The sequence below is a fragment of the Bifidobacterium sp. A11 genome, assembly GCF_000499185.1.
In the GTDB taxonomy this organism is placed as follows: domain Bacteria; phylum Actinomycetota; class Actinomycetes; order Actinomycetales; family Bifidobacteriaceae; genus Bombiscardovia; species Bombiscardovia mizhiensis.
On record NZ_AWUO01000001.1, the window covers coordinates 17562 to 39761 of the forward strand.

At 54.8% G+C, this 22200-nt stretch carries 19 protein-coding genes; 11 read left to right on the forward strand and 8 right to left on the reverse strand.

The window, feature by feature from the left end; all coding sequences use genetic code 11:
- Window positions 1-51 precede the first annotated feature (51 nt).
- The 6 genes from P273_RS0100060 to P273_RS09160 all read left to right on the forward strand — a co-directional run bounded on the left by P273_RS0100060 (window position 52) and on the right by P273_RS09160 (window position 6866).
- Window positions 52-942 (forward strand): pyridoxamine kinase, encoded by an 891-nt coding sequence (locus P273_RS0100060; protein WP_024626494.1) that lies wholly within the window; start codon window positions 52-54, stop codon window positions 940-942.
- A 266-nt stretch (window positions 943-1208) separates the two neighbouring features.
- Window positions 1209-1832: a TetR/AcrR family transcriptional regulator gene (locus P273_RS0100065; protein WP_024626495.1), complete on the forward strand. Its 624-nt coding sequence runs from the start codon at window positions 1209-1211 to the stop codon at window positions 1830-1832.
- Between the two features lie 82 nt (window positions 1833-1914).
- Window positions 1915-2910: a DUF5692 family protein gene (locus P273_RS0100070; protein WP_024626496.1), complete on the forward strand. Its 996-nt coding sequence runs from the start codon at window positions 1915-1917 to the stop codon at window positions 2908-2910.
- A gap of 623 nt (window positions 2911-3533) precedes the next feature.
- Window positions 3534-4262 carry a YraN family protein gene (locus tag P273_RS09710; protein WP_024626497.1) on the forward strand — a complete coding sequence of 243 codons (729 nt, stop codon included), beginning with the start codon at window positions 3534-3536 and terminating at the stop codon, window positions 4260-4262.
- On the forward strand, window positions 4262-5848 hold the full coding sequence (locus P273_RS0100080; protein WP_024626498.1) for a YifB family Mg chelatase-like AAA ATPase: 1587 nt from the start codon (window positions 4262-4264) through the stop codon (window positions 5846-5848). The genes P273_RS09710 and P273_RS0100080 overlap by 1 nt, the downstream gene beginning before the upstream one ends.
- Window positions 5849-5861: 13 nt before the next feature.
- The gene (locus P273_RS09160) at window positions 5862-6866 is read left to right on the forward strand and encodes a DNA-processing protein DprA (protein ID WP_172637220.1); all 1005 of its coding nucleotides are present in this window, start codon (window positions 5862-5864) and stop codon (window positions 6864-6866) included.
- A 531-nt stretch (window positions 6867-7397) separates the two neighbouring features.
- Here P273_RS09160 and P273_RS0100090 read toward each other — a convergent pair.
- On the reverse strand, window positions 7398-7742 hold the full coding sequence (locus P273_RS0100090; RefSeq protein WP_024626499.1) for an MGMT family protein: 345 nt from the start codon (window positions 7740-7742) through the stop codon (window positions 7398-7400).
- A gap of 78 nt (window positions 7743-7820) precedes the next feature.
- On the opposite strand from P273_RS0100090, the gene P273_RS0100095 reads away from it, so the two are divergent.
- From P273_RS0100095 to P273_RS0100105, 3 genes are all read left to right on the forward strand, one after another.
- Entirely contained in the window at window positions 7821-9722 is a 1902-nt protein-coding gene (locus P273_RS0100095) for an FAD-dependent oxidoreductase (protein WP_024626500.1), read from the forward strand.
- Window positions 9723-9930: 208 nt separating this feature from the next.
- Window positions 9931-11004: a succinate dehydrogenase/fumarate reductase iron-sulfur subunit gene (locus tag P273_RS09715; RefSeq protein ID WP_029675940.1), complete on the forward strand. Its 1074-nt coding sequence runs from the start codon at window positions 9931-9933 to the stop codon at window positions 11002-11004.
- A gap of 73 nt (window positions 11005-11077) precedes the next feature.
- Window positions 11078-11755 (forward strand): O-methyltransferase, encoded by a 678-nt coding sequence (locus P273_RS0100105; protein ID WP_024626502.1) that lies wholly within the window; start codon window positions 11078-11080, stop codon window positions 11753-11755.
- Window positions 11756-11773: 18 nt separating this feature from the next.
- Here the strand turns inward: P273_RS0100105 and P273_RS0100110 are convergent, their stop codons facing one another.
- Window positions 11774-12541, reverse strand: a complete 768-nt coding sequence (locus P273_RS0100110; protein ID WP_029675941.1) for a TIGR00730 family Rossman fold protein — start codon at window positions 12539-12541, stop codon at window positions 11774-11776.
- A gap of 235 nt (window positions 12542-12776) precedes the next feature.
- Entirely contained in the window at window positions 12777-14129 is a 1353-nt protein-coding gene (locus tag P273_RS09720) for a PolC-type DNA polymerase III (protein WP_024626503.1), read from the reverse strand.
- Window positions 14130-15034: 905 nt separating this feature from the next.
- On the opposite strand from P273_RS09720, the gene P273_RS0100120 reads away from it, so the two are divergent.
- Entirely contained in the window at window positions 15035-15505 is a 471-nt protein-coding gene (locus tag P273_RS0100120) for a hypothetical protein (RefSeq protein ID WP_024626504.1), read from the forward strand.
- 93 nt (window positions 15506-15598) lie between these two features.
- Here P273_RS0100120 and P273_RS09165 read toward each other — a convergent pair whose 3' ends face one another.
- The 3 genes from P273_RS09165 to P273_RS0100145 all read right to left on the reverse strand — a co-directional run bounded on the left by P273_RS09165 (window position 15599) and on the right by P273_RS0100145 (window position 19367).
- Window positions 15599-16264 carry a helix-turn-helix transcriptional regulator gene (locus P273_RS09165; protein ID WP_024626505.1) on the reverse strand — a complete coding sequence of 222 codons (666 nt, stop codon included), beginning with the start codon at window positions 16262-16264 and terminating at the stop codon, window positions 15599-15601.
- A gap of 167 nt (window positions 16265-16431) precedes the next feature.
- On the reverse strand, window positions 16432-16647 hold the full coding sequence (locus tag P273_RS09895; protein WP_172637221.1) for a hypothetical protein: 216 nt from the start codon (window positions 16645-16647) through the stop codon (window positions 16432-16434).
- A gap of 2261 nt (window positions 16648-18908) precedes the next feature.
- Window positions 18909-19367 (reverse strand): hypothetical protein, encoded by a 459-nt coding sequence (locus P273_RS0100145; protein WP_172637222.1) that lies wholly within the window; start codon window positions 19365-19367, stop codon window positions 18909-18911.
- A gap of 494 nt (window positions 19368-19861) precedes the next feature.
- On the opposite strand from P273_RS0100145, the gene P273_RS0100150 reads away from it, so the two are divergent.
- Window positions 19862-20518, forward strand: coding sequence for a hypothetical protein (locus tag P273_RS0100150; protein ID WP_024626508.1), 657 nt, complete (start codon window positions 19862-19864; stop codon window positions 20516-20518).
- A gap of 178 nt (window positions 20519-20696) precedes the next feature.
- Here P273_RS0100150 and P273_RS0100155 read toward each other — a convergent pair whose 3' ends face one another.
- Both P273_RS0100155 and P273_RS09900 read right to left on the reverse strand, forming a co-directional pair.
- Window positions 20697-21689, reverse strand: a complete 993-nt coding sequence (locus P273_RS0100155; protein ID WP_155804654.1) for a hypothetical protein — start codon at window positions 21687-21689, stop codon at window positions 20697-20699.
- Window positions 21686-22189 carry a DUF6932 family protein gene (locus P273_RS09900; protein ID WP_155804655.1) on the reverse strand — a complete coding sequence of 168 codons (504 nt, stop codon included), beginning with the start codon at window positions 22187-22189 and terminating at the stop codon, window positions 21686-21688. The genes P273_RS0100155 and P273_RS09900 overlap by 4 nt, the downstream gene beginning before the upstream one ends.
- Between the last annotated feature and the right edge of the window lie 11 nt (window positions 22190-22200).

Consider the following 22200-nt stretch of genomic DNA (forward strand, 5'->3'; position numbering starts at 1 on the left):
CGGAGAAGACTCCGCTGCGAACAGCCTCAGCAGGCATGAAGGAGTTCAAAGATGGCCGGACAGACGGACGATCAGAACAGGCTCTACCAGCGCGACAGCAAGTACATCCCCCGAGTCGCCGCTGTGCATGACATGTGCGGGTATGGCAAGTGCTCGCTGACGGCCGCCATTCCCATCCTTTCGGCAGCAGGATGCGACGTTTGCCCGGTGCCCACCGCCCTGTTCAGCGCGCACACCATGTTCAAGGACTACACCTTCCATGACACCACCGAGATGCTACCGGGATACCTGGATGCCTGGCAGAAGGAGGGCGTCGAACTGGACGGGATCTACAGCGGGTTCCTGGGCAGCGCCGAACAGGTCGACATCATTCAGCGCATGTATCGGGAATACCCCAAGGCCCTGCGGCTGGTCGACCCGGTCATGGGCGACGGCGGATCCATGTACCCCACCTACACCGAGGAAATGTGCCGGGCCGTGACCAATCTGGTCGATGGGGCCGACCTGCTCATGCCCAACTTGACCGAGGTCAGCCTGCTGACCGGCATCGACTATGAAGGCCAGGACCTCGACGACGCCCAGGTTGGCGAGCGTCTGGGCCGCCTGCTGGACATGGGCGCGAAAAACGTCATCATCAAGGGCATCGACCGGAAAGACGGCAAGCTGCGCAACTTCGTGGCCTCAGCAGATCATGGCGGAGTCAGCGAGCGTACCGAGCTGGTCCATGACAAGCTGCCTTTCATGATCCACGGAACCGGCGATGCCTTTGCCTCCAGCCTCTGCGGGGCGCTCTTTGCAGGACGCGACCTGGCCGATGCCGCTCGAATCGCCGGCGAATTCGTCCGTTCCGCCATGCAGCACACACGCAATCAGCCAGACTATCAGCAGCGCGGGGTCAGTTTCGAGCTGGATCTGGGCCTGCTGACCGGATTGGTTGGGTAAAGCGGTCACCTACACCTCAGGTCATAGCGTCATAGATCAATTGGCCAAAGGTTTCCATAGGACCCCGGAGCATTTTCGCTTCGGGGCCCTCTTATATTCCCCCTCCACCTCCACATGATGTGAAACTCAGTAGCCGCCTACAGATAGGTTTTCAGATGAAATTGACACTTTGTCAAAGTCGGTTCTATACTTGAGTCGTCAATGTTGACATAGTGTCAAAGTTCAGTTCCTAGGGTCGGCAAGCTCCGGAAGGACAGGAAGTAACCATGCAGGCATCAGCTACAGAAGACGGGTCAGCCTTCGCTCCGGGACCCTCGCGCAAGAAGTCCAGGAAAAGCGACGAAATCGTCCAGGCTGTGATCGATATCTGCAGGAACAAGGGATTCTCTCACATCACCATCAAGGACATCGCCAAGCAGGTGGGGATGACCAGGTCCCTCTTCTACCACTACTTCCCCGACAAGGAGACGCTGGCCCAGGCCATGGTGGACAAGTCCGTCAACCAGGTCCTGGCACGGATGGAGGAATGGAACAGGAAGCGGACACCTGGCGACGTCAAAGGAGCTCTGGAGACCGTCGTACAGGTGGCCCGGTCGGTCATCGCCGACAACAGCCCACTCCGACAGCAGATGATCCACTCGGGCAACGGAGGACTCTACACACGATTCGTTGACCAAGTCTCCACGGCCATAGCCGACTACTTCTGCCGGACAGCAGTTCAGGACTTCGCCAGACACCACCAGGATCAATTGCCCATCGACCATGTGCGTGAAATGCTGATCGTTCTGATTTCCGGGTTCATCACCCTCCTTAGGGTGCAGCCGGACACCAGCGACGAAACCTTCATCCGGATGGCCGCCCAGACGCTCCACCTGGAGCCCTACCTGTAAGGCGACGGCGTCCTTCCCGACTTCCGCTGCCAAGAACCAAACTAACGAACGCCTGACACAGAACAGAAGAAAGGACATCGTCATGTTGTTCCAAGTCTACGGAGCCAACGCCCCCTACCAATGGTTGGGCTGGATTCTGGTCTTCGCATGCCTGATCGGTCTCAACGAGATCGCCAGGCGGAGCAAGACTGGAGGCATCATCTGCTTCCTGGCCATTCCTGCTGCCCTGACCGCATACTTCCTGACCATCTACGTATCGGCGGCCTTCGGGGCCGACTGGGCGCTTCATAACCCAACCTACGTCCATATGACCAGCTGGTTCCACTATGCCAAGCTCTATGCCGCCACCGCTGGCTGCATCGGCTTCATGGCCCTCAAGTACGGATGGGGCAAGATCGGCAAATCCCACTGGTTCAAGTGCTTCCCCTTCATCATCGTCGCCATCAACATCCTGATCGCCGTGGTCTCCGACTTCGAATCCGCCTTGCGCGGGTGGGGCGGAACCTGGGTGTCCACCGAGGGCATCACTCTGATGGGCGGCTGGCACAACATCTTCAATGGGGTGGCGGGCCTAATAAACATCTTCTGTATGACCGGAATCTTTGGCATCTACGCCTCCAAGGACCGTCGCGACATGCTTTGGCCCGACATGACCTGGGTCTTCATCATCTCATATGACCTGTGGAACTTCTGCTACACCTACAACTGCCTGCCCAACCACGCCTGGTACTGCGGCCTGGCCCTCCTCCTGGCGCCCACCTTCGCGAACTTCCTCTGGAACAAGGGAGGCTGGATCCAAAACCGGGCCAACACCCTGGCCATCTGGTGCATGTTCGCTCAGGTCCTGCCCATGTTCCAGGACTACTCGGTCTTCTCAACCCAGTCGGTCAACAAGGCCGGGGTCAACCTTACGGTCTCCATCCTCTCCCTGGCCGCCAACGTGCTCGCACTGGGCTACATCCTGGTCCGTGCACGCCGTCAGCACATCAACCCCTGGACTCAGGAGGTCTTCAAGGGAACCAGGGACTTCGACCAGGCCATCGCCCGTGCCGACATGAATGTGGTCACCGCGGCCTGATTCCTTCAGCCAGGCCGCAAGGACCGATATGGATGTGACGCGGTTGCCCGAGGGCTGCGTCGCATCCATCAAATCCTCGTCAATCAGAGGATCCTCGTCAATCAGAAATTCGATTAATACCTAACAAATCAGCCATTTAGGCTATGCAGCAATTCTGAAGCAGGAGACCAGAAGGTGCTTCTCAGGCAATCATCGGTTGCACCTCCTGGTCTCCTTTGATCTCTTTGGATCCCCACTCCCCTCATCCGGGTGAGAGACAGCGACGAAGATCATCACAGGCTCTTTTTGTCTTGTCATATTCGCTGATTCCTTTATCTGCCTGTTGCCCTGCGTCCCTCACTTACTCGCTCTTCCAAGGGCTACTTGTTTCTACTTCCTTGATTTCTGCTTTTGGTTTCTGTTTCTTTGGTTTCTGCTTTCTCTCGTTTGTGCTTTCACCTATATTTCAACATTTTTCTTCTTTCAGCCTCTGCCGCCCCTACTAATACTTGGATGAGTGCAACTGACACAAGGTCAACATCGGAAATCCACCTGTTCATCCACTTTGTCGCTATCGCAGGCTCATTCGACCACATGTCTGGTTCGAATTGTCGCCGACTTCCTCACAGTGGTCTTCTAGAAACATGGACACACAAGCACTGACCAGACCAACCAATCACCACACAGTCATCAATGACAGGAACGAGAGAACCGGTACCGACGATATAATTGCAGATCCATCGATCGCGCAGTCCCTAAACGCTCTGCCCGATTTCAAAGGATCTGCTGATGATCCAGAAATCAATCAATCTTGGACGACCACAGCAGGTACAGGCAACGATGAATCTATCGACATAGGGCTGGCAGATATTGAACGACAGATCAGAGCTAGCAGCATAAACAGCCGAGAGCTAGGACGATTGGGCGAGGACTACGCCTGCCAGTGGCTGCTGCAACGCAACTGGAAAATTCTAGCCCGAAATTGGAGAAGCCGGTTCGGCGAGCTGGACATCATCGCCCTAGATCCCGAATCAATTCTGGTATTCGTTGAGGTCAAAACCAGACGCACCGGTCGGTTCGGATCCCCAGAACAGGCTGTCGGCCCGCGCAAACAGACCCATCTTCGTCGCGCCGCAGTCCAATGGCTGATCAGCCATGACCGAGATCCCAGCGCACGGCATCGTGGCACCCGTTTCGATGTCATCAGCCTGTCAGTCAAGTCAGACCCCGGCAGAAGCATGCATTCCGAAAGCCCCTATCCCCTGGCTTCCAGTCAGGCATCCGCCAAGGCCGCCGCAGGATCCAATTGTTCGGGCAAGGGTGGATGGAATCCGGGATCAGTCTTCCTCAGGCACACCAGGGAGGCCTTCTGATGCGTCTTGGATCCGCTGAATCCGTGGGATTGATAGGCCTCAAGGCCTTTCTGATCCACGTACAGTCCTTCATCTCCCCAGGGCTGCCCTACTTCTCCATCATCGGCCTGCCGGATGCCTCCTTGTCTGAGTCACGCGAACGTGTTAAATCCGCCTGCTCGGCCTGTGGATTCCGGTGGCCGCAGACCAGGGTCACCGTCAACATGTCCCCAGCTTCAAAACCCAAGCACGGCTCCTCACACGACCTGGCCATTGCGACCAGTGTCCTCGAAGCCGGCGGGGCACTGCCGACGGAAGGCCTGGACCATACGGTCATCCTGGGCGAACTCAACCTGGATGGCACGATTCTGCCGATCAACGGTCTGCTGCCCATCCTGACACAGGCCAGAGCCCAGGGAATCACGCGAGCTTTCGTCCCTGCAGACAACCTGGACGAGGCTCATCTGGTACCCGATATCGAGGTCGTGGGACTACGCCACCTGGGCCAGCTTATCCAGGCCTTGGGCGGGCGAAGCAGGATCACCGCCCCTGAGCTAGACAGCCACCTAGACACCGACAAATCGACCGCCATAGCGAAGGCGCATCCCAGAATCAGGCAGCACGAAGACAACTCCCCCGCCAATGCCGAGCCATCTCCGCCCAAGCCGGACATGGCTGACGTAATCGGCCAGGAGGAGACCAAGTGGGCCATGATGGTGGCTGCAGCTGGGGGTCACCACATGCTCATGGTCGGCCCTCCAGGAGCCGGCAAAAGCATGCTTGCTGAACGGCTTCCCAGCATCATGCCCGCCTTGGACGCTGTTCAACAGCTGGAGGTGGCCTCCATTCGATCCCTGTGTGGCACGCTGAGCCGGTATGGGATCTCCGATGTGCCACCTTTCGAGGCTCCTCATCATACGATCTCCATGGCGGCCATGGTCGGAGGTGGCGCCGGACTGGCCACCCCAGGAGCCATCACCCGTGCCCACCGAGGCGTCCTCTTTATGGATGAGGCCCCGGAATTCTCCCCAAGGGTGATCCAATCCCTGCGCGAGCCCCTGGAGATCGGGCGAATCTTCCTGTCCCGGGCCAAGGGCAGCACCACCTTCCCGGCTCGTTTCCAACTGGTCATGGCCGCCAACCCCTGCCCCTGCGGATATGGATACGGCACCGGCGAGCGCTGCACCTGCACGCCCCGCGAACGCCTCCGCTACTGGAACAGGCTCTCAGGACCCATCATGGACCGCATCGACATCCAGACCACAGTCCCCCCGGTGACCGACTCGGGATTCGACGATCACCGTCCACGCCAGCACAGCGCTCAGATCCGCCAGCGTGTGACCCGCGCCCGCCAGACAGCAAAAGAGCGTTTCCGCAAGGAAGGCTGGACCTGCAACGCTCAGATCAGCGGCGAATGGCTGCGCCAGAACACATCAGACAAGGCACGTTCGGTCGTCGACCAGGCCCTGCGCAGGCAGCGGATCAGTCTGCGCGGTGCCGACCGGACCATGCGCCTGGCATGGACTCTGGCAGACCTGGACGGGCGGACCAGCCCCGGTGCCGACGATGTGACCACCGGCATCCTGCTCAGAACAAGGGCCGTCTGAGATGGCCCAACCCATGATGAAGACTATGCCCGACGATCAGCCGCTACCGATGACCATGGTAGAAAGCGACTGGCTTGCCAGAACCGTGCTGACTCTAGCGGCAGATGGCCCTGATGCCTTCATGATCGCCTGTCTGCTGGGCTCGGACCAGGCGGCCGATCTTTGTCGAAATCTGATCGAACTAAGAGCGCCAAACCAAGCAGGGACTGACGGCCATCATGATGCTGCTCGCACGAGACTGGATGAACGCTTTCTGAAGGGGACGGCTCGGTGGGGACGACAAACGAGCCCCGAGGACCTCACTCGGTTCCACAAGATCAGCAACTCCTGGCGGAGACGCCTGACACCCTTGCTTGCCATGGACACCGACCAGGTGCGGACCATGATGACTGGCGGTGGCCGATTCTGGGTGATGACACCAAGCGATCCCTGCTGGCCAGGCCAGGTGGATGACCTGGCACGCCGCTCCGATTGGGCCCCTCCCCTCTGCTTGTGGGGGCAAGGCAATCCCGAAACATTGATCTGCTGTGACCGACCCTTGGCCGTGGTCGGGTCAAGGACATGTGACGAGTATGGTCGGTCCACTGCTCACCAGATAGCCAGGAAGGCTGCCGGCGAAGGCCACCTGGTCGTCTCCGGCGGGGCCATGGGCACGGATGCTGCCGCCCACTGGGGAGCCCTGGCTGCTGGCGGCGGACGCACGGTCGCCGTTTTTGCCGGAGGCTTGCTGCACATGGGTCCCAAGCGCAACAGCCGTCTGTTCGAAAACATCGAGGCAGATGGCGGCGTACTGATCAGCGAACTGCCACCCGGAACCATCCCCGAGGCGCGTCGGTTCCTGCTGCGCAACCGGATCATCGCCGCCCTAGCCTCCGATATTGTGGTGGCACAGGCCCGTCACCGATCAGGCGCGCTGAACACAGCCAACTGGGGGTGTCGAGCTGGGTCGTCGAGTACTGGCCGCTCCTGGCAGAATCGATCAACCGGAAAACACCGGCTGCAACCGGCTCATCCATGAGGGTAAGGCGGAGCTACTCCTGTCTGCATCCGACATCCGAGACATTTGCCACCCTGCCCATGGACCGGTTCACCCCGGCAAGTCCGTCCGTCAAGAAGTCTCTGCTTCAGTCGATAACGCCGAATCACGCGGTAATCAATCGAACAGGCATAACGCGCGACGCACACCGACGGTTGGTTCGGATCATCTGGCCCAGACCATAAACGGCGGTCAACCGGACCCAACCGCGCTCGAACAATCCCGGACTGATAGAGACGGACCCTCAACCCAGCCATCAAATTCGGGCACTGACAGTGAATACAAAAAAGCAGATGACGAGCGCCTAACCAAGGAGGAGGCAACCGTGCTGGCGGCTATCCGCACCTGCCAGCGCCGGAATGGTCCGCCCATGACGGGACAGCTTCGCGCTGAACTGGCCGATCAGGGACATGAGTTCTCCGTCAGACATCTGATGCAACTGCTGGGATCCCTGGAGATTCGTGGTCTGATCAACATGCGGGACGGATGCGTCGTAGCTGAGCACCCGAAGAATCAGGCCTGCCAGCGGCAACGGTCCAAATCCACCACCCAGCCGTCTGCACCAGCTGACTCGTCACTACGCGGAGGGACAAAATGAACGCCCTCATCCTCCAGCAGCTGACGCTGACGTTCAGGACCGCCAAAGGCGAATCCCGGCGCCAGAGAACCATCGCGGAAGACCACGCGATGACAGGGAATCACCCCAGGTTCGGGGTTGTCATGAAGCGCATAACCTACGAACCTGGCGTTGCGCGGGTGACCAGTCAGGGAGGCGACCTGACCGTAGGTGGCCACCTTGCCGCGAGGGATCCGCCTGACGACCTGATACACCTGCTGGGAGAAGGAAAGTTCGGTCATAAGACCCATTCTGCCCGCGTAAGCAGACATGAGCCGGAAGGGCCACCACTATCAACGGGTTGTGACAGTATCAATGGTATGAATCCGCAGAAGGTCAGAAGCCGCTATGATGCCGTCATCGTCGGAGCCGGAGCGGCCGGGTTGTCAACCGCTCTGGGACTGTACAGAGCTCTGGAGAGCAACAGGAGTGAAAGCAGCTTGTCGCCAAAGGTCCTGGTCGTCTCCAAGTTGCAGCCCCTTCGGTCCCACACCGGCTCAGCAGAGGGCGGCATCGCGGCCAGTCTGGGCAATCAGGAAAAGGATGACTGGCATTGGCACTACTACGACACCGTCAAGGGCAGCGACTGGCTGGCTGACCAGGATGCCGTGCGGATTCTGGCCGAGCGGGCCCCGGGCATCATCATCGAACTGGAGCATGACGGGGTGGCCTTCTCAAGGACTGAGGACGGGCACATCGCCCAGCGGAAGTTTGGCGGCCATACCGCCGATTATGGCGGCCACCCAGTCCGGAGAGCAGCCTATGCAGCCGACCGTATCGGCCACCAGATCCTGCACGCTCTTTGGCAGCAGTGTCTGCGTCTGGGAGTCGAGTTCGCTGAGGAATGGTATGTGACCGATCTGGTCGTAGATCCGCCTGCTGATGAGGAAACCGGCGGCCATGCCCGTGGACTGATCGTCCTGGACACCCACGCCGGCAAGCTGCAAGCCATCCAAGCCGACAATATCGTCCTGTGCACGGGCGGGGCCGGCCGACTCTTCCATACGACCTCCAACTCCTGGGATCTGACCGGTGACGGCATGGCACTCGCCCTGCAGGCCAGCCTGCAGCTGGAGGATGTGGAGTTCATCCAATTCCATCCCACCGGCCTGGGCCACACCGGCATCCTGCTGTCGGAGGCCTCCCGCGCAGAAGGCGGCGTGCTCAGGAACAGTCAGGGCCGGGCCTTCATGCAGGACTACGCGCCGGGACACGGCGACTTGGCCGCCAGGGATGTGGTCAGCCGTTCCATCATGGCCGAGATTGATGCAGGTCGCGGGGTGGCCGATCCATCGGACCCGGATGGGCCTCATGATTGCGTCTGGCTGGACATGACCGGCATTGATAGCCAACGCATGACTGCCCTGCTCCCCCAGGTCACCGAAACCATCCATCGCTACGCCCACCTGGATCCCACTGTGGACATGGTTCCGGTCAAACCCACCGCCCACTACACCATGGGAGGCATTCCCATTACCGATCGTGGCCGCGTCTATCGCTGGCAGAATGGCCACCGTCGAATCGTCGACGGACTGTTCGCTGCCGGAGAATGCTCCTGTGTCAGCGTTCACGGGGCCAACCGGCTGGGCGGCAATTCCCTGCTGGACGCCTGCCTCTTTGGCACCAGGACCGGGCAGACCATCGCCGCCGCCATGTCCAATGCCGACGAGCCAAACGACTTGACCGACACATCTTCGCTCACACAAGCCCTGCAAAAGCGTCAGGCCTTCCTGGACGAGTTGCTGGCTGGCGCGAGTGAAGCCAAGCCCTCGGAACCAGCATTGGCTGACGACCAAGGCGAAGCCTCCGACCCCGGTGACGAGGCCAGCCTGAACAACCCTTATGCGCTGATGGGTCGATTGGGACGGCTGATGGAGGAGGCCGTTGCCGTCCGATGCAATCAGGGCAGCATTGAAAAGGGTTTGCGCGGTCTGGATCAACTGGAAACTTATGCAAAACAGCTGCGTGCGCACAGTGAGACAGCAGTACTCAACCAGGAGGTCACCGCCATCATGGAGGTGGACAACCTGCTGACTCTGGCCCGGGCTGTGTTGAATGCCAGTCTGCAGCGTCAGGAATCTCGTGGCGCTCTGTATCGCAGCGATTATCCGCAGCGCGATGACGAACACTATCTGGCTCATACCATGATCGATGCTAAGGAAGACGTCTCCTGGCAGCCTGTTCATATCGTCGACATGCCTCCCAAGGGCCGCAACTACTGATGGACCCCGATTATGGACTCTGAACCCAAACCGGTCAGACGAGCACCTAATCGAGACCTATTCAGGTCAGTCAGGGATTAGGATGGAGTCCGCGCATATCAATGGGCATCGGGCCATATCCCGAGCAAGGACAGGAGCAACCGTGACATCACAGTCCACTGGCTCAGACGGATCCAAGGCATCCGCACCAGACCGCGATCCCCGTCCGGTGACCTTCCGAATAGCCCGGTTCACCCCACGACCTCAATCAGAGCGTCCGGGACGAACCAACCCATTCGCCAAGAGCAACCCCTTCGCCACGGCGGGCAACCGACGAGCCCGAGGCCGCCGCTGGACGCAGGAGTACACGATCCAAATTGCCCCACAGCGCACTGTTCTGGATGCCCTGCTGCAGATCAAGCGGGATGTAGATCCCACACTGAACTTCCGGTACTCCTGCGGACATGGCATGTGCGGATCGGATGCCGCGCTCATCAACGGCCGCCCGGATCTGCTCTGCACAGCCACCATCGCCGACTGCCTCTCCGCATCCAAAACCATGCCGAACGCATACCCCACACCCGGGGTAGCTAGTGGAAATCCGCAGGCTCAGCAGCCTCCAGCCTTCCGTCGCACCGGCACAGCGACCCCCAAAACGGCCGTATCCCCGTCGTTATCGCATTCGGATTCGGTCTCAGACTCAACGGCTGCAGACTTCTCGGCTACAAATCCTACGAAAACCACAACCGTTACAGCAACTACAAGCCATACTGACACACCGCGCCCTACAGAAACATCAGACCCTGCAGAATCTTCAGTAGTAGAGATCCGCCCGCTTCCTGGCTTCACACCGCTCAGAGACCTGATAGTGGACACCGATGCCATGTTTGAGCAGATCCAACGCTTCAAGCCTTATCTGCTCCATGATGATTCCTCTGTTGATAGCAGCCAAGCAGCTCAGGCAAAGGCAACCAAGGCAGAACCAGCGTCGGAATACCGGCAAACCCCGGAAGAGCTGGCCCGGTATGAGCTACTCAGCACCTGCATCGCCTGCGGACTCTGCCAGGGGGCCTGCCCCATTTATGCGGGCGGTGAGGCCTTTGCCGGACCGGCAGCCATGATCGCAGCGGCTCGATTCATCAACGATTCCCGCGATAGCCATCGGCAGGAACGTCTTGAAGCCATTAACCAGGTGGACGGAATCCAGGCTTGCCAGTCCATACGGGCCTGCACCCGACCCTGCCCCCGAGGGATCGACGTGGGCGAAGAGATGTGGAAACTGGTCGAAGCCGTCAAGGAGTAGCCAGACTCATGCCCACACAGGCCAGCATGAGCTGGTGACAGGCTTGTGCCATCTAGTCGTTACCATGGTTAGCATGGACAAAACCTCGTACAACAACATCGCCAGAGGATGGGAATTCGCCGAGGCAAGCGCTCTGAACGTCGAATCCGACAAGTTGCAGACCTTGCGAGACAAGGCTTCGGAGGCCGGATTCGCCCAATGTTCCCGGTCTCAAGGCGCCTTCCTGCAGTTCCTGGCCGGCCGGAACGCTCCGGCATCCATCATCCTGGTAGGTAACGGCTCTGTGGTCGAAGCCCTGCGCCTGATGACGGGCCTGCACGGTCATGGCCAGTTCACCGCCGTCGACTCCACAGCGCAAGGCACCTCGCTGGTCAAAAAAATATTCGCGGGCATGGAGAAAGCCCACCCAGGCATGAGGCTGCGGGCGGTCAACGCGGCTGCCCGAACCTACTTCCCCAGGCTCAACCCCAGCGACTACGACCTTATCGTCGTCTCAGGCAATGGGGAAAACTACCAACAGGTTATGGACCAGGCCCCGCGCCTGCTCAAGGACCGGGGGCAGCTGATCTTCACGGATGCCTTTGACCTGCTGGACGATCCAGACAAGGGCGGCGTGCTCAACCCAGCCAATAGATCCGTCAAAACGACCACCTTACGCACCATCATGGAGGCCATAGGCAAAGACACTGCCTGGGAATCCTGTCTGCTGCCCATCGGCACGGGCATGATCATGGCCACCCGCGCCCACTGACTGCCGCGCACCTATTATTCAGGCACGGTGACGCAGGATGGCCTGCACAGCCTCATCCGGATCATCAGTGCGGATGACCAGATCGGGGTCCAGCTCAGAAATCATGCCCCGCTGCTTCACCGTGTCCGAAATCCAGTCAAAGAGCCCCTGCCAGTAGGCCCTGTCGAAGAGGACGATGGGCATGCTGGGTGCCTTATGGGTTTGGACCAGAGTCAGCACCTCGAACATCTCATCCAGGGTACCGAACCCGCCGGGGCAGACGATGATGCCCGAGGAGTATTTCATGAACATCATCTTGCGTACGAAGAAGTAGCGGAAGGTGATACCCAGATTCACCCAGCGGTTCAGTCCCTGCTCCATGGGCAATTCGATGCCCAGACCGACGGACTTGCCACCGACCTCAGCGGCGCCCTTGTTGGCCGCCTCCATGATGCCAGGCCCTCCCCCGGTGATGACTGCCATACCGGCCTTGGCCAAGTCGCCGCCCATCTTGCGCGCAGCAGCATAGTTGGGATCCTCTCTGCCGGTCCGAGCCGAACCAAAGATGGCGGCTGCCGGCCCCAGCTCCGCCAATGCACCGAACCCGTCGACGAACTCAGCCTGGATGCGCAGCACCCGCCAAGGATCCATATGCAGCCAGTCCGTGTCACCGCCCGACGAGAGCAAACCAGCATTGGCGTCCGCCTCGGGAATCATGGGCCCGCGCATGATGACCGGACCGCTGTGGTAGGTCCTGCCCAGGTCCGGGCCTTCGTCGTCATTGTGATTGTCAACCATATCCGCCATGTACGCATTCCTTCATCGGGCCTCAATCCGAAGGACCCGCTCGATCCTGTTCCGGCTCTCATGATAGCGGCCCCCGCCGCCCGGCTGACAGCAAGGTAGCCATCGGCACTCGACTATTCAGAATGCTGTCTGCCTAGGCAGAGCTCACCCGGAATACAAACTATTGAGCCAAGTTTCTTGCTTCTTTGCTTTACGGTTCTGTTCGATAACTATCAAGGCAGATCTGAATATTTGGCTACATCTCAAACTTCATCTGCGACGAACCAGTCATATCAACTTCCCTCAGTGAAGCTGTTTGCGCGAATTGGCTCAATTCCATCTCGGCATGGGCATAGGGAAATGAGACCCGCAACTGGCAGGTTCCCCTTTTAGTCCTAGCGCCGAAATGTGCGTACGATACGCCGCCTTCAGGCGGAACCTGGCGGTAATGGCGTGATGTCTGCAATACGGTGAGGCATCCCGCATATTCTCCGTCAAGCCAGACTTGGATTGTCGGCCAGCCTTTGTACTTACCTGTTTTGATGAATCCATGCAGCAATCTCACCCAGACCTCGTCACTGGTGGAGAATCGGTTAAACAGATCCTGATGCTTTGCCGCACCCGACACACCGACGGTCTGCCACTTATCTATACCCTCTACGATGCACTGACCATCGGGACGCTGATTGCATGGGCGATGCACACCCCTCCCCTTGAAACGCCGGGACTGCCTAGGCTGCTTCAATACCGTAGAAGCACTGGCTGAAGAAGTTGACGCATTGAGAACAGTAGTGAACCCACCGCCTAGTTCGCTCATATACCGGCGCATCCATTCAAAGCACTCCTGCGTCTGCGCGGCGTCAGACAATGCACGATGCTCCTCGTTCTCTGCGATACCGAATCTGCGAATAAGATCCTGCAGCCGATGGTGCTTCTCCTGTGGAAACAAAGCTCGGCTCATTTGCAAGGTATCCATGCACACTGGGCCGGGCATGGTGTACCCGACTCGTGCACTCTCAGCTTCGAAAAACCTCATATCGAAACGCAAATTATGACCTACAACAGGGTCGTCTCCTACCCAGGACCAGAACAAAGGCAACACATCGCCGATTTTCGGTTGACCCTCCAGCATGGCATCAGTAATGCCGGTCAATTCGACAATCCTGCTGTCCAAACTCCTACCAGGATCGACCAGGGTATCAAAACTGTCGACAATGCTCCGGCCGCGAACCTTCACTGCCCCGATCTCGATGATCTGATCCATCTGTGCACGCAGACCCGTCGTCTCGGTATCAAGCACCACATAATCCGCAGGCAAGCCGTCATCGTTGTCGGCAGGTTTCGCATTATCGTTCAAAGGAACCAACTCGTCAGCAGGCCGTTTTGCGTGTTTTCCTCTCGGACCATGCCTTTTCTTAGCGGTTGGGCTTATATGCTCATTTCCGAGGTCTTGAGTCTGCTGTTTATGCGCCATCGCATACAGCACTGCCAACAGAACGATAACCGCAATAATGATTCCTGAGATCACCGGATGCATGATGATCACACCAAGCAACGCAAGAATGACAATACCCAGCAACGTGCCCTTGTCATTCTTCCTCTTCCTCACGCTTGATAAGCTACACCGCAGCCTGGAAACCCATCAACATTATTCGGATTCCCTCTATCAGTGCGTGTAAACATCAGCGGACACCTTTGCAGGGAACGAAGAGCATGACTCATGCAAGGTCCAGTGTGGTTATATCGCTTTCTGTATAAGTCCGCTCACTTACAACATGCCATGATCAAGTAACTCGGCAAAATGATATTGGACATCGACCTGCAGCTACTGATGCGTCGCTTATATGTCTTCGCTATGACTGCTGAAAACAAACTTATCTTTGGAGCAAATTCTTGAACATTCCCATTGCTTTCCCAGTCCGCTATAACTTCTGCAGCAGAAGATGTGAAGAGAAATATAAAATGCGGCGTGATTCTGCATCAAACTTTAAACATACTGAATACAGTACTTTTCGTATATTCTGACCCAGTAAGCAGCAAGCGCCCTGAAAACGGTAGGGCTTTAAGGTAAATAGGGTTAACCTTAAGGTCACAGCAGACATATCAACCCTGCCACGCAAACACCTCTTTGATAAAAAGACTCAATCTATCGTCTGATGACTTTGCCATTCAAGCACCTAATCAACAGCATCGTCTGCTCTTCAAATAACTGACAGTTTGACAGCACTTTGACTCTGCAAAAGTATACGCACGAATCACGCTTAAACTTTCGAGCAAGGGGACCCTATTCTGCAATTTATCAATCCAATCAAATACCTGTCCACAGGAGCTATCTACAAAAGCAACGCTAACGAATTTTTTCCAAACTTGGAGCCGTTTTCCACAGCATTCGATTAACACCGTGAACCCGTCATCTCTGTGACCTACAGGGGGCTGATATGAATGCAAACTTCAATCTCGCTTAAGCCTGCATGATATTCTATTGCCGTTCACTGAAGACGAGAGGAAGCGCAAATGCGTAAGGGCATAGCAGCTACAGTAGCCGTAATAGTCATGTTGATGGGCTTGTCATCCTGCGGAGGAAATTCTTCAACAAGCTCGGATGCAGGAAAGCAAACGACCAGTTCACAAGAGAAGCCCAGGAAAACGAACAAAGCCCCACAGCCGGCCGATCTGACAGGGACATGGAAGCAGACAAACGGTTCCGATAAAGACCACTACCAGCAGGCAACGGTGACCGCTGATAGCATAGAAATCAATTGGGTGAGTCCCGACACCACCAGCCTATATTGGTCCGGCAGCTTCACCCCGCCCACCACCGCCGGCGACTACTCTTGGACCAGCCAGGGAAACAAGGACAAAATGTCGCAGAGCTTGCTCGCCTCACAGGACGATACCAAAGATTTCAAGTATGAAAACGGTGAAATCACCTACAAGGCCAGCGCGATGGGCACCACAACCACAGTTCACCTCAAGAAGCAGTAAAAAATATCTGTATACCCCCCCCCCTCAACTTCTACCCAAGAAATGTCATACAAAAGCGTATTTCTGAGGTGCGATCTGCTTTCCCTACGCAGGTCAGATCATGCCAAAGATATGAATAAGAGTCCAGACGATACCTGCACCCAAAGAGAATCCAACGGCAGAAGTCACACAGAAATGGATGACCGGCCCCACAATCGGATGAGACTTAAACGCCTGGCTGTAGTATCGATTTCCGGATATGACCCACTTTCGTTCAAAGCGGGTTCGTTTACTGCGGTCCACTTCTCCGCCAGACAGAAAGGCCTTGATCTCCCGATAGGTCTGCACATCATTGCGGGCTTTAATCTGCTCGATGTACGCGGCAGCTATGATACCCAAAATGCCCGTTATCAGAGCCAAGGCAAGCGTGGCATACAGAATCACATCTGACTTATTCAACTTCAAATAGAAAGTAAACCCGACGATAAGGGTCAAAAACATGAAGACCATGAGAATTCCACAGACCAAGCCGAGTCGGCGAAGGTTTTTGGTTTCCGAATCAATGCTCTTATCCATGATGTCGAGGTCTCCTTTGATCAGCTGGTCTATGGTCACCTCGAAGAGGTTGGACAGGAGGAGCAGGTTCTGCACGTCCGGGTAGGTACGGTCGTTCTCCCAGTTGGATATGGTCTGGCGGGACACAAATATCTTCCCCGCAAGATCATCCTGGGACATGCCCTGCTCCGAGCGATACCGGCGAATCTGATTGCCCAGTTCCATACCCCTGCCACTCGCTTTCCCTGACCATCGTCCGCTCACCAATGTTGGTTTGATGACTATGTGGTTGCATCATCGTGACCTGCGCAAGTCCGACCCTCTCAAGCTATCAACCCAACCCCTCGCTCACCAAAAATTTCCCCGCCAAAAGTCTTTGACACCCTCATTTTTCAAGGATTATCAGCATGGCTCAACCAAAATGCAGGCTGGAGAAGCACCTCAGACGGGTTATCAACGCCATACCAATCACACTCGCCACCCATTGCCAATCCCTGAGTATTGTCCTGGAAATCGGGCATGGTCTCCGTGGCAAGAATCGACAAATCCGTTCCTTCAATAGCCATAGGCATGGATTCTAAAGGCCGTCTCTTGGAAATGGTAGCCATCTACCAAAGCGACTCAATAGAGAGCAGCTCGGGTAAGTGGCTTATATATCACGCCATGACAATGACATCAGAAAATATAATACAAGAGCTCTGAACTGCCAGGAATTGACTATGGAGCTGGCGGGAATTTAGCGGCTACTTCGAAGCGGATATCGAGATGCCCAACAAAATGGGACCCGAACACGAGATGGAACATCGAAAAACGATATAGAACCAATCCTGTCCACATATCTGACGAAGACCTGACGACCATCTCAGTGCGTCTTCCCAGTCCCCTTGCCGGTTATATATCAAAGCCAAATCGAGTCATGAGAACCAATGAAAGTGAAAATAGCTACGCCGCCGAACAAAGCCGCTGGCATCCGTAGAGATTGCCGAGATCCTACCGGTACAGATGAACACACTGAACGTATGGAAAACGCAGAAAATCGAGCTTCCATACTTGCATATAGGACTCCTGACCAGATACCGGCCCGAGAATGTGGCGGCTCTTATCTGCCGCAATACTATGCGGCCAGAGTCAGTCCGAAGGGGGATCCAATATAAGCAATATGTCCGATTCTGAAAACAAGAATGGCCCCAAACCTTGAAGCTCTGGAACTATTAACTTCTCGTGCAGCAGACAGGATTCAAAACTGCCACCTGCTGACTACGAATCAGCAGTGCAATAAGAGCAGATAAGGAACCAATCTGGCAGATTTCCAGAAAATCAACAATTTTACACCATAAATACACGACTAATACACCACCGAAGGTCTGAAGTTTTCACCCAAATGTCACAGAAAATTTGGAAGGCAGAAGCTGAAGCGTAAAAGAGCTATCGAAGCCGGGATACCTTTCGAGTACAAGGCCGCCTTAACGAACAAAGACAGGGACCGTAACCCGTCGTCAAAAGCAAGATACAGTAGAAGCAGCCACAATATACGTAGGGTACAATCTGGACGGGCGGCGAAAGAAGACCTTCACCACAGATAGATCAGAATCCGTCGCATTAAAAATCCGTGCCTGATGCAAGAGATTAGAGAGAAAGATAGGGTGGAAGCGAACAAGACAGCCACGCTAGACTCATACTCCCCGTCTTCCTGGGCAAGAAAAAAGAAAGATGGTAGTTCCAAAGGCCTACGGAATGCGTACCAGCGTCCCGCAAAAACCATCTGGCAGACTTCAGGACAAGCCGCTAGTGAAATTTATCCCATATGTTATTACGCACTTACTGTTCACGACCAAATCTCATGACTGTAAGGTGCGGATACTCATAGACGCAGGCATCAGCCCGAAGAAATAGCAGAGGTCGAGGCCACGCTCTTTCTTCCATAATGCCAAAAAGATACAGGATCATCCTTTCCAACCCAGCTGAAAAGACACCTATTTCTCAAAGCAACGATGCACGACATTAGACGATCGTCGTCAGGGGGGGGGGGGAGGGGAGAGAGACCACTTTCAGCATGTTGGAGATGGAATTGATGCTGCGCGCCACTGTAGCCTTGGCTGACAAGTGCGTTGGAGCACGCATGTGGTCCTGGCTACTAATCGGCATGCGTCAAAGGGAAGTGCTTGGCGAGCTGGACCTTCGTCTACACAAAAAGGGCCTTATTATACGAGGACCATGAAGTCGAAAAGGAGTGAGAATGCTTGAATAGCACAGCAAACCACAGAAAGGCGCCATCAAAGTAGCGGGGCAAGTACCCGCGGAAAAAGGGCTCTGGTCGGCAACTATGAGTTCAACTGGGAATTGGAAGAACTGCAGAAAGACCATAGGTGCGAACGCAAAGGTACAAATAGCTGGTCATCCGGAAAGAAACGAAATGCCAACTATACGGATGCAAGTGGCGAATACTGCACGAAGTCGGCATGCTCCACCTCTCGGGCCAATAGTTTCTTACCCACCCCAAGTGCATGCCCCAATGGTGCCCGTGATCGCTCAAGTACTACAGCATCGGATAAAGCCACAAGCAAGTATCCCAATCACTATAATCAATTATTCTATAACGACGATAAATCTGTCATCGATCCGAAACAGGATATGGCTGACCTTCGAACCCTGATGGAGCTGGTGCATATATCCAACCGGGAGTCACATTCAGGCCACGAGACTACGCGCAGCGCAATCACCCTCTAGGCGGCACCGAGTTTATGAATGAGATTATAGGGCACTCCTCAGCCGCCATGGTTGAACACTACCGCCACGCCAAAGACTGGGAATGCCTCAAAGCAATGGAAACGCTAGACGAGAGCCCGGGTCTGGAGCAGATCGAATTCACCTAGATCAAGTGGTTACCCCATAGGTACTCCCGGAAATTGTTTAATTTATACTCCATGTCCTTGGTGTCAGAAATAAAATCTTGCATAAATCCTCTAGTGACAGGAAACTGCTGATTTTGTTTTTCTGGGTCTGGAAAATTGTGTTTTGTCTTGGTACGTAAGGCTTGGCCAGTTTCGTCCGTGACTATGAATTCGTGGACGATTCGGTTACGCCGTTCAACTAATTCGTCAAACACGGCATTTACATGCTGCTTGTCTTCTTCCTCATCGATGCCATAAATACGGCAGATAAAACTGCAGAGATTGTCGGTGATTCCCTTTAATGGCATATCCATCAGCTCATGCCAAGTTTTCGTCACGGCTGTGTCGTATCCCAGCAATTCGATCATAAACTGATAAAGGCGATTGAAAACAAATAGGCTGAGTCCAATCAAATACAAATCATCGTCCGCGGGCATGGTGCCGCCTAGCCTATCGTCAATCTCTATACGTATATCTACATGCTTTTCCATAGAAATAAGGGTAGTCGACCCACCTGCTCCTGCATGTGCGGTCGATCTATCTGGTGGTCCTTTCTATGTCCTCTATCGGATAGGCACAAAGTCGACTCCGATTTGCTAGTGAAAATCTTCTAGGCGTTCGTTGTTCTGCCGGCTGAGTCCAGCCTGCTACTCCTGATCTATATACTGATCGAGCCCCTGCGAAGGAGGATGGTCAACTGCCCTCGCTGGTCATCTGAGGCGGGAATCCGCGAGCCATCATCAAAGAGTACGGAAGGTGATTTCTGAGTGTCACAAACGGATCGTTCTCCCGGTAAATATCCTCCGACCCTAGCAGCCCATGTTCATTCCGTAAACAGGATTTGCCCAAATCAAAAACGCTAAGATAATAAGTGAAGATATCGTTTAGATATCAGCCCTGTCTAGTTCCAATTACAGGAAGATGAAATAAAATGTATTCTGTTTTACCTAACGAGTCGCAAGAAAACGAAACCCTGCAGCATAGATACCAGACGGCTGAAAACGCAGTTCTTGGCAAACTCATGCCTTTGTGGTGGGGCGTTTCGGAAGATGATTTCTTTCTGGATCCCTCATTAGCAGCGGCCAAGGGAGAGAATGAAACCTTTGCCATATACAAGAACAAGCGAAGGGAGCTCTCCGTGCAGAGGAGATTGCTTTCAGCCCTTCGCATCTCATGGAAAGAATATGCTGCAGTTGCAAATGGCCTGGACTGCGACATTACCAGCGAGACTGATGGTACATGGGACGCGTCGGCCTGCGGGTCGTTGAAAGATCGAGGACTTGGTCTGCGCTTCCTGCTGCAATACGCAGCATTGAACATCTGCTGGCAATACGCAACCAACGATCGCGGCCCGCTGATCGTCCCCACTGAACAAAGCCAGTGTCCTGATCCACTGCCTGTATCCACGAATCGAATGATCGCTGAAAAAGTCAACATCCTTACCGGCAGGAAGATCATAGAGCATAAGCCAGTTGAAGGCGTCCGCAAAGTCAGAACGTTCCGAGGAACTGTCCTGACTCCGCAGCAGCCCCGCGAAGCCTGCAATGCTTGCAGGAACCCGTCAAGACGGCCCGATTCGCTTTGCTAAGATCGTCCATTGCGGGCACACCGGTATAACAGGCTAAGCATGCACACCTGTGAACGATAAGGTCATGCCGCCCGAAAACTTCAGGGGGAACCGGACGGCATAACAAAATCAGACTACCTAAGGGAAAGTGTCCATAAAACAATTGAGCCACGAATGTAGATAATTCATGGTTGCAAACTCAAATAGGTAAAGTGTCTTGCTTCGCTTCTTTCACTGGAGTGATAGATTCCAGAATTCTCTTAGTCTTGATCACTGCTCCCAATTCATCCGATACTTCAGACTTCAAGACAGAAAGACTATATTTGGTTTTCCCATTCACTGCGTACTGTGATACCAGCTGTATCAGGTTTGGAGTGTTAACCTCGACAGCACTCGACTTTTTCGAATCAATCTCTTTCCTAAGATACAATTTCCCGTCTGAGCGTCTATACCCGTCAATATATCCTGTAAGCGTTTCTGCTTCTTCAGGTTCCGGCATTGATGTTAGTACGCCATTAAGTCTCAACGCCCCTTCGCCTGATAGCTTGATTTTCGTATCATGCCCAGTGAATGTTGAGATATCACCTTCTATATCCCAATTTGCCCGGTCGACAGTTCGCGCAATGCCCTTTAAAGCTCTCCGCGTTTCCAAAGGCATTGGAGAAAGCTTGGACTTAAGTGAATCATCTTCCAGATCAGAAGCAACCGACAAGACAGCTGTTACAGCATTCAAAGCCTTCAAATCAACAGATTCAGTATTGTCAACATCAGCAGCAAAAGTCTCCGACTGCTCACCTTTCTCTATAAGTAGTGGCGGAACCTCAAATACTACGTCCAGAGATCCAGGTTGGATGGCTGTCACTAAAAGTCTTGATGATCTTCTTTTATTCCCTGAAAGACTCCTTGCCTGCGCCTTTACAGCATTAGCAATGCTTTTAATAAAATCAGATAAAGCCATAGCATCAGCTGCATGGTTACGGAAAGAATCACGTTCTGTTATGTGAACGTGCGCTGTGGCTTCCGCCGGCGAAGTAACTTGTATAAAGAGCTTGTCAAGTTCTTGGTTACCTTGAGAGGACATCTGCAAGGACTGTAGCAATCCATCGCGCACTATCGAATCATCTTCGTCCATCGCTGATTTCAAGGCAGCAACATAGGAATTTCTGACATCATCAGATATTGAAGAGCTCATGCGGGTGTCACCTCCAGATACCGTTTTCTTGTAATGCCATCAGAAAGATAATGCTTATCAGTATTCACGCTGGACCACAAATTATCCCAATAGCCCAAGATCTCGGGTTCTTCCACGGTGATGAAGGAATCCACCATTCCCGAACACGGTTGCACACGATTCCCATCAGAATCATTATGCGTTGTTAAATCAGCAAATTCAGCACTATGCAATGTTATCGCTTCACGGAATGACTTACGGCTTACAATCACGACCACATCAATATCATGCGGGTTTTCTTTAATCGTCACGAAACTTCCATTTAACCAGAATCTGGCTGATCCAAACAACCTCAAAACGCGCCTCTGCCAATCCATAAAACAACGCCATATGGACTTGCGCTGCTGACTGAAAAGGAAAAGACCTTCAACGTCCTCTTCTGTGCAAGAAAGAGGATCAGATGGACGTGTATATGGCAACACCTCTAGTTTTCTAAACTCTTCCAACGTTGGTAAGGTCATGCGTACCACAT

What these genes read in the sequence shown, in the direction of transcription:
- P273_RS0100060 (WP_024626494.1), top strand. Translation starts at nt 52, where the DNA reads ATGGCCGGACAGACGGACGATCAGAACAGGCTCTACCAGCGCGACAGC.
- P273_RS0100065 (WP_024626495.1), top strand. Translation starts at nt 1,209, where the DNA reads ATGCAGGCATCAGCTACAGAAGACGGGTCAGCCTTCGCTCCGGGACCC.
- P273_RS0100070 (WP_024626496.1), top strand. Translation starts at nt 1,915, where the DNA reads ATGTTGTTCCAAGTCTACGGAGCCAACGCCCCCTACCAATGGTTGGGC.
- P273_RS09710 (WP_024626497.1), top strand. Translation starts at nt 3,534, where the DNA reads ATGGACACACAAGCACTGACCAGACCAACCAATCACCACACAGTCATC.
- P273_RS0100080 (WP_024626498.1), top strand. Translation starts at nt 4,262, where the DNA reads ATGCGTCTTGGATCCGCTGAATCCGTGGGATTGATAGGCCTCAAGGCC.
- P273_RS09160 (WP_172637220.1), top strand. Translation starts at nt 5,862, where the DNA reads ATGATGAAGACTATGCCCGACGATCAGCCGCTACCGATGACCATGGTA.
- P273_RS0100090 (WP_024626499.1), bottom strand. Translation starts at nt 7,742, where the DNA reads ATGACCGAACTTTCCTTCTCCCAGCAGGTGTATCAGGTCGTCAGGCGG.
- P273_RS0100095 (WP_024626500.1), top strand. Translation starts at nt 7,821, where the DNA reads ATGAATCCGCAGAAGGTCAGAAGCCGCTATGATGCCGTCATCGTCGGA.
- P273_RS0100105 (WP_024626502.1), top strand. Translation starts at nt 11,078, where the DNA reads ATGGACAAAACCTCGTACAACAACATCGCCAGAGGATGGGAATTCGCC.
- P273_RS0100110 (WP_029675941.1), bottom strand. Translation starts at nt 12,541, where the DNA reads ATGGCGGATATGGTTGACAATCACAATGACGACGAAGGCCCGGACCTG.
- P273_RS0100120 (WP_024626504.1), top strand. Translation starts at nt 15,035, where the DNA reads ATGCGTAAGGGCATAGCAGCTACAGTAGCCGTAATAGTCATGTTGATG.
- P273_RS09165 (WP_024626505.1), bottom strand. Translation starts at nt 16,264, where the DNA reads ATGGAACTGGGCAATCAGATTCGCCGGTATCGCTCGGAGCAGGGCATG.
- P273_RS09895 (WP_172637221.1), bottom strand. Translation starts at nt 16,647, where the DNA reads ATGGCTACCATTTCCAAGAGACGGCCTTTAGAATCCATGCCTATGGCT.
- P273_RS0100145 (WP_172637222.1), bottom strand. Translation starts at nt 19,367, where the DNA reads ATGCCCGCGGACGATGATTTGTATTTGATTGGACTCAGCCTATTTGTT.
- P273_RS0100150 (WP_024626508.1), top strand. Translation starts at nt 19,862, where the DNA reads ATGTATTCTGTTTTACCTAACGAGTCGCAAGAAAACGAAACCCTGCAG.
- P273_RS0100155 (WP_155804654.1), bottom strand. Translation starts at nt 21,689, where the DNA reads ATGAGCTCTTCAATATCTGATGATGTCAGAAATTCCTATGTTGCTGCC.
- P273_RS09900 (WP_155804655.1), bottom strand. Translation starts at nt 22,189, where the DNA reads ATGACCTTACCAACGTTGGAAGAGTTTAGAAAACTAGAGGTGTTGCCA.